Annotated in this window: 12 protein-coding genes; 5 read left to right on the forward strand and 7 right to left on the reverse strand. The window is 59.9% G+C overall.

Annotation, left to right across the window (positions count from 1 at the left end):
* Positions 1-5 precede the first annotated feature (5 nt).
* Positions 6-344 carry a P-II family nitrogen regulator gene (locus J5274_RS12450; RefSeq protein WP_003579240.1) on the reverse strand — a complete coding sequence of 113 codons (339 nt, stop codon included), beginning with the start codon at positions 342-344 and terminating at the stop codon, positions 6-8.
* Between the two features lie 341 nt (positions 345-685).
* Between J5274_RS12450 and J5274_RS12455 the strand changes: the two genes are divergently transcribed.
* On the forward strand, positions 686-2,161 hold the full coding sequence (locus J5274_RS12455; RefSeq protein ID WP_142822637.1) for an NAD(P)H-hydrate dehydratase: 1,476 nt from the start codon (positions 686-688) through the stop codon (positions 2,159-2,161).
* Between the two features lie 6 nt (positions 2,162-2,167).
* Here the strand turns inward: J5274_RS12455 and J5274_RS12460 are convergent, their stop codons facing one another.
* Positions 2,168-2,977, reverse strand: a complete 810-nt coding sequence (locus tag J5274_RS12460) for a DUF72 domain-containing protein (RefSeq protein WP_142822638.1) — start codon at positions 2,975-2,977, stop codon at positions 2,168-2,170.
* A 63-nt stretch (positions 2,978-3,040) separates the two neighbouring features.
* The gene (gene uvrA, locus J5274_RS12465) at positions 3,041-5,965 is read right to left on the reverse strand and encodes an excinuclease ABC subunit UvrA (protein WP_142822640.1); all 2,925 of its coding nucleotides are present in this window, start codon (positions 5,963-5,965) and stop codon (positions 3,041-3,043) included.
* Positions 5,966-6,213: 248 nt separating this feature from the next.
* Here uvrA and J5274_RS12470 point away from each other — a divergent pair, with 248 nt between their 5' ends.
* Together J5274_RS12470 and J5274_RS12475 are read left to right on the forward strand one after the other, a co-directional pair.
* Positions 6,214-6,771 carry a single-stranded DNA-binding protein gene (locus tag J5274_RS12470; RefSeq protein ID WP_219274614.1) on the forward strand — a complete coding sequence of 186 codons (558 nt, stop codon included), beginning with the start codon at positions 6,214-6,216 and terminating at the stop codon, positions 6,769-6,771.
* 71 nt (positions 6,772-6,842) lie between these two features.
* Positions 6,843-7,097, forward strand: coding sequence for an RDD family protein (locus J5274_RS12475; protein ID WP_142822644.1), 255 nt, complete (start codon positions 6,843-6,845; stop codon positions 7,095-7,097).
* A 15-nt stretch (positions 7,098-7,112) separates the two neighbouring features.
* On the opposite strand, the gene J5274_RS12480 is transcribed toward J5274_RS12475, so the two are convergent.
* On the reverse strand, positions 7,113-7,742 hold the full coding sequence (locus J5274_RS12480) for a MarC family protein (RefSeq protein WP_142822645.1): 630 nt from the start codon (positions 7,740-7,742) through the stop codon (positions 7,113-7,115).
* 225 nt (positions 7,743-7,967) lie between these two features.
* Here J5274_RS12480 and gyrA point away from each other — a divergent pair, with 225 nt between their 5' ends.
* Positions 7,968-10,790 (forward strand): DNA gyrase subunit A, encoded by a 2,823-nt coding sequence (gyrA, locus tag J5274_RS12485; RefSeq protein WP_224127673.1) that lies wholly within the window; start codon positions 7,968-7,970, stop codon positions 10,788-10,790.
* Positions 10,791-10,962: 172 nt separating this feature from the next.
* Here gyrA and J5274_RS28790 read toward each other — a convergent pair whose 3' ends face one another.
* From J5274_RS28790 to J5274_RS12495, 3 genes are all read right to left on the reverse strand, one after another.
* On the reverse strand, positions 10,963-11,097 hold the full coding sequence (locus tag J5274_RS28790; protein ID WP_257623361.1) for a hypothetical protein: 135 nt from the start codon (positions 11,095-11,097) through the stop codon (positions 10,963-10,965).
* A 39-nt stretch (positions 11,098-11,136) separates the two neighbouring features.
* Complete coding sequence (locus J5274_RS12490; RefSeq protein ID WP_162854755.1) at positions 11,137-11,292, reverse strand: hypothetical protein; 156 nt, start codon at positions 11,290-11,292, stop codon at positions 11,137-11,139.
* Positions 11,293-11,423: 131 nt separating this feature from the next.
* Positions 11,424-11,606: a hypothetical protein gene (locus tag J5274_RS12495; RefSeq protein ID WP_142822647.1), complete on the reverse strand. Its 183-nt coding sequence runs from the start codon at positions 11,604-11,606 to the stop codon at positions 11,424-11,426.
* Between the two features lie 201 nt (positions 11,607-11,807).
* Here J5274_RS12495 and coaD point away from each other — a divergent pair, with 201 nt between their 5' ends.
* Complete coding sequence (gene coaD / locus J5274_RS12500; RefSeq protein ID WP_142822648.1) at positions 11,808-12,302, forward strand: pantetheine-phosphate adenylyltransferase; 495 nt, start codon at positions 11,808-11,810, stop codon at positions 12,300-12,302.
* The last annotated feature ends 30 nt before the right edge of the window (positions 12,303-12,332 follow it).

A 12,332-nucleotide genomic window follows, 5' to 3' on the forward strand; every position in this document is an offset into this window, starting at 1 on the left:
AGGGCTTAGATGGCATCTATACCCGTCTCTCCCGTACGGATTCGGATGACCTCTTCGATATTGGAAACGAAGATCTTTCCGTCGCCAATTCGTCCGGTCTGCGCCGCCTTGCGGATCGCGTCAATAACCGCTTCGGCATTTTCGTCTGCCAACACAACTTCGACCTTCACTTTCGGAAGGAAATCGACGACATATTCGGCACCACGGTAGAGTTCCGTGTGACCTTTCTGGCGACCGAAGCCCTTGGCTTCCGTGACAGTGATACCCTGCAAGCCGACTTCCTGAAGGGCTTCCTTCACTTCGTCCAGCTTGAATGGCTTTATGATCGCTTCGATCTTTTTCATGAGAAAATGTCTCTCCGCTTCTCCCGTTAGAGCGGACATTGCCCGCTCGCCCTTGTTGATGCACGTATCATGCCAGATTATCCAGAGATGTTTCGGTAAATGTTGCAGTTTTGAGCAATTTTGAGGCTGATACAGGGTTGTTTGACATATCGTGCCCCGAATTGAATATGCGCAGACACGTTTCGGACGATATCCGGAATGGAGGGCGGACCGCAGCGGTTGGAACGGCCTACACGCCCTGAATTCGACTGATTAAAAAGCGTGCTTTTGCTCAAATTTAAGTCGGCGGCACGCGGGATTTTTTGATTGTTTTTCAGGCGTCGTTGCGATCATTATCGTCCATGACACACACCCTAGCTGAACTCCTCCTGACACCCCAATCGATGGCGGCGGTCGACAAGGCCGCTGCGGCTTCAGGAATTGACTCTTTCGGACTGATGCAGAAAGCCGGCCGGGCGGTGGCGGCTGCGGCCTTGCGGGACTATCCGGAGACGCTGCGATACGCGGTCCTGTGCGGCCCCGGCAACAATGGCGGAGATGGCTACGTGGCCGCTTTGGCGTTGCACGAATGCGGTGCCGAGGTCGACGTATATCACCTCGGAGATGCAGCCGTGCTGAAGGGCGATGCGGCGCGCGCCTTTTCCGCCTGTCCGGTTGCCGGCTCGCCACTCGGTTCCTATCTGCCCCGGGCCGGCGACCTCGTCATCGATGCGATTTTCGGTGCCGGCCTCGCGCGGGATGTGCCTGACGCCGTCGCAGCCGTGATCGAACGAACACGTGCCGCTTCCATCCCGGTTATCGCCGTCGATTTGCCGTCGGGCGTCAACGGCGCTACCGGCCGAGTGCTGGGCGCCGCCTTTCGCGCTTCCCATACGGTAAGCTTCATGACGCGCAAACCCGGGCATCTGCTGATGCCGGGCAGGGAGCTGTGCGGCACGCTAGAGATCGTCGACATCGGCATTCCAGCCCGCATCGTCCGGGAAAACGCCAATGCGCTGATCGCCGAGAACACACCGGAACAGTGGCGGTCGGCCATGCCTGTAGCGTTAGTGGAGACCCATAAGTACAAACGCGGGCATCTGGTGGTCTTTTCCGGCAGCGAGACGGCGACGGGTGCGGCCCGCATGTCGGCCATGGCGGGTCTGAAGGCTGGGGCAGGGCTGGTCACGATCGCCTCTTCCAAAGCCGCGCTCAAAGTCAATGCCGGGGCGCTGACGGCGATCATGCTGCGCGAAATCGATGACAGAGCCGCTCTTGAGGAGTGGCTCGACGATGCGCGGCTATCGACCTTCGTTCTCGGCCCGGGTTTTGGCACGGGCGAAAAGGCACGGCAGTTCGTGGCGGCGCTGGTGGATCGACATCTCGTGCTCGATGCGGACGGCATCACCTCCTTCAAGGACGATCCATCTGCGCTCTTCGATGCTTTTGCGACGGGGCCGACGCATCTGGTTCTGACGCCGCACGAAGGCGAGTTCGGCCGTCTTTTCCCCGATATCGCCAAGGATGAAGCTCTCGGCAAGATCGAGAAGGCAATCGCAGCCGCAATGCGCTCGCACGCGGCAATCGTCTACAAAGGCGCCGACACGGTGATCGCCGCGCCAGACGGGCGGGCACTGATCAACTGCAATGCGCCGCCATGGTTGGCAACTGCCGGTTCCGGCGATGTGCTGGCGGGGATCATTGGCGGACTTCTGGCGCAGGGCATGCCGGCCTTCGAGGCCGCGGCCGCCGGTGTCTGGCTGCACGGCGAAGCGGGAAACCGGGCCGGCAAGGGCCTGACGGCCGAAGACCTGATGGGCCACGTCAGGCCGCTCTGACCGGTGCTAGGATTTGGCAAGCACGCCCTGCAGGGCAATGGCGCCCTGCGGTGCGTTGACTTTTCCATCGTGGATCATGAAGGCGAAAACATCCCGCGGCTGGACCTTCACCTTACGTGCAGCATCGATCAACGGCAGGTCGGCGGGCACCTTGCCTTCGGCCCAGGTCTGAAGGCGCTCCGCCCACTCTTTCAGTTCCTTCGGCGGATAGCAGGTCTTGATTTCATCGGAGCCCTTCTGCAGGCGGCCGTAGACGAAATCGGCGGTCACATCGGCGATCATCGGATAGTCGTGATGGTCGGCACAAACCGGGGCCACCTGGTATTTCTCCAGCAGCGCGACGAACTCCGGCACCTTGAACGAATCGTGGCGTACCTCGACCACATGCCGCAGCGGCAATCCGTCCTGCTTCTGTGGCAGGAGCTTCAGGAATCCTTCGAAGTCATCCGCATCGAATTTCTTCGTTGGTGCGAACTGCCAGAGCAGAGGGCCCAGTCGGTCGCCGAGCTCGCTGATGCCGGACTTCAGAAACCGCTCCATCGATTCCCCGGCTTCCACCAGTATCTTGCGATTGGTGACGTAGCGCGTCGCCTTCAGGCTGAAGATGAAGCCATCCGGCACCTCGGAGGCCCATTTTGCAAAGGTCGCCGGCTTCTGCGTCGCATAGTAGGTCCCGTTGACCTCGATCACCTTCAGCTTGCTGCTGGCGTAGCGCAACTCGTCTTTCTGCTTGAGATCGTCGGGGAAGAACGTCCCGCGCCAGGGCTCGAACGTCCAGCCGCCAATGCCGGTCCGAATGGTGCCTGACGCTGTCATATGCTTTCCCCGTTCATTTATGATGCCGGTATCCGGCGCTTCGAGTGTCCGTTCGCCGGGAGATCACTCTGCCGCAGCCACGACCTTCTTGACGGGCCGCCGCTCCAGCAATTCCTTGAGGAAGTGTCCGGTATAGGACCGCTTCTCCTTGACGATTGTCTCAGGCGTGCCAACTGCCACGATCTCACCGCCGCCGTCGCCACCTTCGGGGCCGAAGTCGAGCACCCAGTCGGCGGTCTTGATGACCTCGAGATTGTGCTCGATGACGACAACCGAATTGCCTTGGTTCACCAATTCGTGCAGCATCTCCAGCAGTTTGGCGACGTCGTGGAAATGAAGCCCCGTCGTCGGCTCGTCGAGGATGTAGAGCGTGCGCCCGGTCGAGCGTTTCGACAGCTCCTTGGCAAGCTTGACGCGCTGCGCCTCGCCGCCGGAGAGCGTGTTGGCCTGCTGTCCGACCTTGATATAGCCGAGACCGACGTCCTTCAGCGATTGTAGCTTGTCACGCACCGCAGGCACCGCAGCAAAGAAATCGACACCTTCCTCGACAGTCATGTCGAGCACGTCGGCAATCGACTTGCTCTTGAAGGTGACGTCGAGCGTCTCGCGGTTATAGCGCTTGCCGTGGCAGACATCGCAGGTGACGTAGACGTCGGGCAGGAAGTGCATCTCGATCTTGATGACGCCATCGCCCTGGCAGGCCTCGCAGCGTCCGCCCTTGACGTTGAACGAGAACCGGCCCGGCTGGTAGCCGCGCGCCTTGGCTTCCGGCAATCCGGAAAACCAGTCGCGGATCGGCGTGAAGGCGCCGGTATAGGTGGCCGGGTTGGATCGTGGCGTCCGGCCAATCGGCGACTGGTCGATGTCGATAACCTTGTCGATATGCTCGAAGCCATCGATGCGGTCATGCTCGGCCGGCGTTTCGCGGGCGCCCATGACGCGGCGGGCTGCCGACTTGTAGAGCGTCTCGATCAGGAAGGTGGACTTGCCGCCGCCCGAGACGCCGCTGACGGCGGTGAACACGCCGAGCGGGATCGCGGCGGTGACGTTCTTCAGATTGTTGCCGCGGGCGCCGAAAATCTTGATTTCCTTGCCCTTCTTCGGCTTGCGTCGCTCCGAAGGCACGGGCACGCCGAGATGGCCGGACAGGTAGCGGCCTGTGAGCGAATTCGGGTTTGCCATGATCTGCTGCGGCGTGCCATGCGCAATGACCTCGCCGCCATGGATGCCGGCTGCCGGGCCGATATCGACGACATCGTCTGCCTGCATGATCGCATCCTCGTCATGCTCGACGACGATGACCGTGTTGCCGATGTCACGCAGATGCTTCAGTGTCTCCAGCAGGCGCGCATTGTCGCGCTGGTGGAGGCCGATGGAAGGCTCGTCGAGGACGTAGAGCACGCCCGTAAGGCCGGAGCCGATCTGGGAGGCGAGTCGGATGCGCTGGCTCTCGCCGCCCGAGAGCGTTCCTGAATTGCGCGAAAGGCTCAGATATTCAAGCCCGACATCGTTGAGAAACCGCAGCCGATCGCGGATTTCCTTGAGGATACGGACGGCGATTTCGTTCTGCTTGGAAGTGAATATCGCCGGCAGCGTCTCGAACCAGTCGCGGGCGTTGCGGATCGACATTTCCGAGACCTGGCCGATATGCAGCGTGGCGATCTTCACCGCCAGCGCTTCCGGTTTCAGTCGGTAGCCGGCGCAGACGGGGCAGGGAGCCGCCGACATGTAGCGCTCGATCTCTTCGCGGGCCCAGGCGCTGTCGGTTTCCTTCCAGCGGCGCTCGAGATTGGGCACGATGCCTTCGAAATTCTTGTGGGTCGTGTAGGCACGCGCACCATCGGCGTACTGGAACTCGATCTTGTCTTCCGTGCCGTGCAGGATCACTTCCTTGGCCTTCGCAGGCAGGTCGCTCCAGCGGCTCGAGAGCTTGAAGCCGTAATGCTTGCCGAGCGCTTCCAGCGTCTGGTTGTAATAGGGAGACGTCGATTTGGCCCACGGGGCAATCGCGCCGTCGCGAAGGGTGCGCTCGTGCTCGGGGACGATCATCTCGGGATCGATCTTCTGCAGGGAGCCGAGACCGTCGCAGGAGGGGCAGGCGCCGGCTGGATTGTTGAACGAGAACAGGCGGGGTTCAATCTCTGGAATGGTAAAGCCGGACACCGGGCAGGCAAACTTCTCTGAAAACAGCACCCGTTCGTGGGTCTCGTTCAGCGACTTGTTGGCGGAACCGCCGGCAGAGGTTTCCTCGGGCGGCAATGGCCTATCGGCAAACTCCGCAACAGCCAGTCCGTCCGCCAGCCGCAGAGACGTCTCAAAGCTGTCAGCCAGACGCGCCGCGACATCAGCGCGCACGACAATGCGATCGACGACCACGTCGATGTCGTGCTTGTACTTCTTGTCGAGGGCAGGCGCATCGGCGATTTCGTAGAACTGTCCGTCGATCTTGACGCGCTGGAAGCCCTTTTTCATGAGCTCGGCAAGCTCTTTCTTGTATTCGCCCTTACGCCCGCGCACCATCGGCGCCAAAATATAAAGGCGGGTGCCGTCGCCGAAGGCGAGCACACGGTCGACCATCTGGCTGACGGTCTGGCTCTCGATCGGCAGGCCCGTCGCCGGCGAGTAGGGCACGCCTACCCGCGCAAACAGCAGGCGCATGTAGTCGTAGATTTCCGTAACGGTGCCGACCGTCGAGCGCGGGTTGCGCGACGTCGTCTTCTGCTCGATGGAGATCGCCGGGGACAGGCCCTCGATCAGATCGACATCGGGCTTCTGCATCATCTCGAGGAACTGGCGCGCATAGGCCGACAGGCTCTCGACATAGCGGCGCTGGCCTTCCGCATAGATTGTATCGAAGGCAAGCGACGACTTTCCCGAGCCCGACAGGCCGGTCATGACGATCAGCTTGTTGCGCGGCAGATCGATGTCGATACCCTTGAGATTGTGCTCGCGCGCACCCCGGATGGAGATGGTCTTCAGTTCGCTCATCGTTTTCCGCTAAATCCCTGTTCAGCCCTTATCTAGTGATGAAGGCCGGCGAGTCGAGGTTGAAATGCGACTCTCCGCCCGCTTTTCGATTCGGTTGACAAAATCATAGCCGCTGACTAGAACAAAGAAAGAACAAAATTCCTTGTGGATGACCGCCGCTTAGATCGCACCGGGCGGGGCCGATGGTTTAAGGTGCGTGCAATTATGTTCCAGGGCCGCCGGTGGGCGCGGCGAGCAGGGTGATCGGTATGGCGGGTAGCGTAAACAAGGTAATTCTGATCGGGAACCTCGGGGCTGATCCGGAAATCCGCCGGACCCAGGATGGTCGCCCGATCGCCAATCTGAATATTGCAACTTCCGAAACTTGGCGGGACAAGTCGTCCGGCGAGCGCAAGGAAAAGACCGAGTGGCACCGCGTGGTGATCTTCAACGAGGGTCTGTGCAAGGTTGCCGAGCAGTATCTGAAGAAGGGTGCCAAGGTTTACATCGAGGGCGCCCTGCAGACCCGCAAGTGGACGGACCAGGCCGGCATCGAGAAATACTCGACCGAAATCGTCCTTCAGGGCTTCAACTCGACTTTGACCATGCTCGACGGTCGCGGTGACGGAGCCGGCGAAGGCGGTGGTCGCGTCATGCAGCGCAGCGGCGGTGGCGGCAATGATTTCGGCGGCGGCGGTTCGGGCTACGGCGACGACTACAACCAGTCCTCGCCATCGTCGTCATCCGGTCGCGGCAATGCCGGTAACGCCGGCAATAGCGGCGGCGGAAACTTCTCGCGCGAACTCGATGACGACATTCCGTTCTGAGATTGGACTATCCGATGCACCCTGCGGGGTGCATCTTTCGTTTTGCGGCCGGAATAACAGGGACTTCAGCAATGTCAGACGCACTCGTGCCAAGAAATCCGTCGACATGGAGACGCGTGGTGGCGCTTATCCTCGACCTGATCACCGCTTTTTTCGGCCTGGGTTACCTCGTGGCGCTGCTGACGGGCGGCATGACTGAAGATGGTTTCCAGCTGAACGGCTGGCCGGCAATGCTGCTGTTCGCGCTGGTCATCGCCTATTTCGTCATTGCCAATCGATTTTTCGGCGGCACGATCTGGAAATACATATTGAAGGCGCGCACCTAACCCGCGCACACCCGGTCAGATCGCAAAGGCCGATCGGATGCCATCGACGACGAACTGTGTGGCAAGCGCTGCCAGGATAACGCCGAGGAGGCGCGTAAGGATCGCACGTCCCGTCATGCCGAGGAAGCGGTCGAGACGCTCGGCAATCAGCAGGGCTGCAAATGTCAGCACCAGGCAGGCCGCGATCACGACGATCAACTGCGAGCGGTCGACGGAGCTCTGCAGCGAGCCAGAAAGCAGGATCGTCGCGGAGATTGCGCCAGGTCCCGCGATCAGCGGCAATGCCAGCGGGAAAACCGAGATGTTATGGATATGATCCCGGGTGATTGCCACCTCGGCGGTCTTTTCCTTGCGGTCCTGGCGTTTCTCGAAGACCATCTCGAAGGCGATCCAGAATAGCAGGAGCCCGCCAGCAATCCTGAATGCACCGATCGATATGCCGAGTACGCCAAGCACGCTTGAGCCGAACAGCGCGAAGGCGGCGAGGATACCAAAGGCAATCAGCGAACCGCGCAACGCGACCTGCGTCCGCTGGCTGCGGTTCATGCCTGTCGTCAGCGCCAGGAACAGCGGTGCCAGCCCGGGTGGGTCGATGGTCACCATCAATGTGGTGAAGGCATTGATGAGACTGTCTACGCTCGCCATAATTTCCCCCGGATCGTCAACTTCACTTATGAAACTGACCCTTAAGCGCTGATCGCCGTTTGGCAAAGCGTTCGCAGCGACGAGCTTTTCCCACATGTCGCAAAAATGTGCTATTGAAACGTTCCAGAGGCTAAAAGCCTGTTCAAAACCGTTGGCGAAATTAGCGCCTTTGTCCGCTTTCCGCTATAAATTCCACAGTGATTCTTAAAGAGATCGTGATCTGTTTTGACTGAGCAATCCACACCCGGTGGCGGGAAGCTCCCGCCTGGTATCGAGCCAATTTCCATCATCGAGGAAATGCAGCGGTCCTATCTCGACTACGCCATGAGCGTTATCGTCAGCCGCGCCCTTCCGGATGTCAGGGACGGTCTCAAGCCTGTTCATCGACGCATCCTTTTCGGCATGTCCGAACTCGGGATCGACTGGAACAAGAAATACGTCAAATGCGCCCGCGTGACCGGGGACGTGATGGGTAAATTCCACCCGCACGGCAATTCGGCCATTTACGATGCGCTGGCCCGCATGGCGCAGGACTGGTCGCTTCGGTTGCCGCTCATCGACGGCCAGGGCAATTTCGGTTCAGTCGATGGCGATCCGCCGGCAGCCGAACGCTACACAGAGTGCCGGCTGCAGAAGGCCGCCCACGCGCTGCTCGACGACCTCGACAAGGATACGGTCGATTTTCGCGAGAACTATGATGGAACGCTCAGCGAGCCGGTCGTGGTGCCCGCGAAGTTCCCGAACCTGCTGGTCAACGGCGCCGGCGGTATTGCCGTTGGCATGGCCACGAATATTCCGCCGCACAACCTGATCGAAGTGATCAACGCTTGCATCGCGCTGATCGACGATCCGGCCATCGAGCTCGCCGATCTGATGCAGATCATTCCGGGCCCCGATTTCCCGACCGGAGCCAAGATCCTCGGTCGTGCCGGCATCCGCTCGGCTTATGAGACCGGTCGCGGTTCGGTCATCATGCGCGGCGTCGCAGCCATCGAGCCGATGCGCGGCGATCGCGAACAAATCATCATCACCGAAATTCCCTTCCAGGTGAACAAGTCGACGATGATCGAGAAGATGGCCGAACTGGTGCGCGAAAAGCGCATCGAGGGCATCTCCGACCTGCGCGACGAATCCGACCGCCAGGGCTACCGCGTCGTCGTCGAGCTTAAGCGCGACGCCAATGCCGAGGTCATCCTCAACCAGCTCTATCGCTATACGCCACTGCAGACGTCCTTCGGCTGCAACATGGTGGCGCTGAACGGCGGCAAGCCGGAACAGATGACGCTGCTCGACATGCTGCGCGCCTTTGTTTCGTTCCGCGAGGAAGTCGTTAGCCGGCGTACTAAGTATCTTCTGCGCAAGGCCCGCGACCGCGCCCACGTATTGGTCGGCCTCGCTATTGCGGTTGCCAACATCGACGAAGTCATCCGCGTTATCCGCCAGGCGCCGGATCCGCAGTCTGCCCGCGAAGAGCTGATGACGCGCCGCTGGCCTGCATCGGATGTCGAAAGCCTGATCCGGCTGATCGACGATCCGCGCCACCGCATCAATGAAGACCTGACCTACAATCTGTCGGAAGAGCAGTCCCGCGCCATTCTCGAATTGCGCCTTGCCCGCCTGACAGCCCTCGGCCGCGATGAAATCGGCGACGAACTGAACAAGATCGGCGACGAGATCAAGGATTACCTCGACATCCTGTCTTCCCGCGTTCGCGTCCAGACCATCGTCAAGGATGAACTGACGTCGGTGCGCGATGAATTCGGCACGCCGCGCCGCACCGAGATCATCGATGGCGGCCTCGAGATGGATGACGAGGATCTCATTTCCCGCGAGGACATGGTCGTCACTGTTTCGCATCTCGGCTACATCAAGCGCGTGCCCCTGACCACCTATCGCGCCCAGCGTCGCGGCGGCAAGGGCCGCTCCGGCATGGCGACCCGCGACGAGGATTTCGTCAACCGGCTTTTCGTTGCCAACACCCACACGCCGGTGCTGTTCTTCTCCTCGCGCGGCATCGTCTACAAGGAAAAGGTCTGGCGTCTCCCCATCGGCACGCCACAGTCTCGCGGCAAGGCGCTGATCAACATGCTGCCGCTCGAAAAGGGCGAACGCATCACAACGATCATGCCGCTGCCCGAGGACGAGGCGAGCTGGGAAAATCTGGACGTCATGTTCTCGACAACGCGGGGCACCGTTCGACGCAACAAATTGTCGGACTTCATCCAGGTGAACCGCAATGGCAAGATCGCCATGAAGCTGGACGAGGACGGCGATGAAATCCTGTCCGTCGAGACCTGCTCGGAACATCAGGACGTTCTGATGACCACGGCGCTTGGCCAGTGCATACGCTTCTCCGTATCCGACGTCCGCGTCTTTGCAGGCCGCAACTCTATCGGCGTGCGCGGCATCACCATGGCCGAAGGCGACCGCATCATCTCGATGACGATCGTCAGCCATGTCGACGCCGAGCCGTGGGAGCGGGCTGCCTATCTGAAGCGGGCCGCCAATGAGCGGCGCCTGACAACGGGCGAAGCCGAAGATATCGCACTTGTCGGCGAGGAAGTCGTGGAGGAAGGCCAGTTGAGCGACGAGCGCTACGAGGAACTGAAGGCGCGCGAACAGTTCGTGCTGACGGTTTCGGAAAAGGGCTTCGGAAAACGCTCATCTTCTTACGATTTCCGTATATCCGGCCGAGGCGGCAAGGGCATCCGTGCGACCGACACGTCTAAGACCGGCGAGATCGGCGAACTTGTTGCGGCCTTCCCTGTCGATGACGGCGATCAGATCATGCTTGTCTCTGACGGTGGCCAGCTCATCCGAGTGCCCGTCGGCGGTATCCGCTTCGCCAGCCGCGCTACCAAGGGCGTGACGATTTTCTCCACCGCCAAGAACGAGAAGGTCGTGTCGGTCGAGCGGATAAACGAGCCGGAGGACGACGAGGAAATCGTCGACATCGCCGAAGATGGCACAGTGGCTCCCCTCGATGTGGAAGCTGCAGACAGCGAGACGCCGCCAGCCGGTTCGACGGATGAACGCAGTCCGGAATAGCAGCTTATAAAATATGCCAGCCATACCAAAAACCGGGCGCAGTTTTTGCGCCCGGTTTTTTGTTGAGGAAGGGAATAAAACAATGAAGCCGAACGATGGAAGGATCGTTCAGCTTCATTATTTGATAATTAATGGTATTGAGAGCGTGTGAGAAATCTACCGCAGCGGACGTTCAAAACGCCTTGTGCTGCTTGGTGATCTGCTTCATCTCTTCGCTTTCGCGACGCAGTGCCGAAACGGTTGACGCCACGGACACGACGAACATGACGCTGATAACGGCAGTGAGCAATGTCAAAATCGTGAACATGGGTTTCTTCCTTCTTCGCAACTCCGTGCGATCAGATCCTTAATATTGGCTCGCCACGTAGGAGTGAGCCGATGCATATGGACCATAGACAGGAGACTGATCGGTCTTCTGACCGTAGAGAGCAACTGTGAAAGCCAGCATGCCGGTAATGACTGTCATCCAGACGACGTTGATGAGGATGACTTTGTCCGGCATGGCTTTTTTCCTTCGTGTTACTGTGTTCATGTCTGTGTTCCGATCTGATAACGTGTCCTTTGGAAATTGGTTCCGCCGGATGTTGACAACTATTTAACGAAGGTTCGCTGAAGCAACTTTGAATAGGTCGTTCATTTACCGTTCATGTTTGCGGCCGCCCGCCGAAGTGTCGCCACGACGTCCAAAGCGAGTGCATTTTCGGGGACTGGAGTGGCCGTCGGCCATTCGATTTCGTAGGTCGAGTTGAACCGGCGAACGAGCATCTCGACGATCAGCGAGCCGATGATGGTGGCGGTAGCGAGAAGGATCAGCATGATCGTCAGCCTCGAAACGGAGCGTTGAACTCACCGTCCTCGTTGCTTTCGACGGTATGGCCCTTTTAATCACGGCCTGCCTGAAACGGCCTTGAACGCCGCATTCATCTTCCATTCAGCCGCCGGTTGCCGTGCCGCAAATGACTTGCGATAGCGCCCCATCCATGACAAAAGGCCAGCGAAACAACCGGCCGGTAGAGAATGACGATAGCTTTCTATCCCGGATCCTTCGATCCGATGACAAACGGACATCTCGACGTTCTCGCCCAGGCGTTGAACGTCGCGTCGACTGTTATCGTCGCGATCGGGGTGCACCCGGGAAAGACACCGATGTTCTCCTTCGAGGAGCGCGCCGAACTGGTCCGGCAGTCGCTGGCCGCCGCTCTTCCCGGCAAGACTGACGCCATTTCGGTGGTCTCGTTCGACAATCTGGTGATCGACGCCGCCCGCAGTCATGGTGCGTCACTGCTGGTGCGCGGCCTGCGCGATGGCACCGATCTCGATTACGAAATGCAGATGGCCGGCATGAACCGCCAGATGGCGCCCGAGCTGCAGACCATCTTTCTGCCGGCCGGCACCGCCTTCCGGCCGATAACGGCCACATTGGTTCGCCAGATTGCAGCCATGGGCGGCGATGTCAGCGCGTTTGTGCCCGCACCGGTTCTTGTCGCCCTGAAGGCCAAGGCGAAACGCTAGGCCCCAACGATTTTCCCAACGGAGCATTCC

The organism is Rhizobium sp. L51/94 (assembly GCF_019355555.1).
GTDB lineage: Bacteria > Pseudomonadota > Alphaproteobacteria > Rhizobiales > Rhizobiaceae > Rhizobium > Rhizobium rhododendri.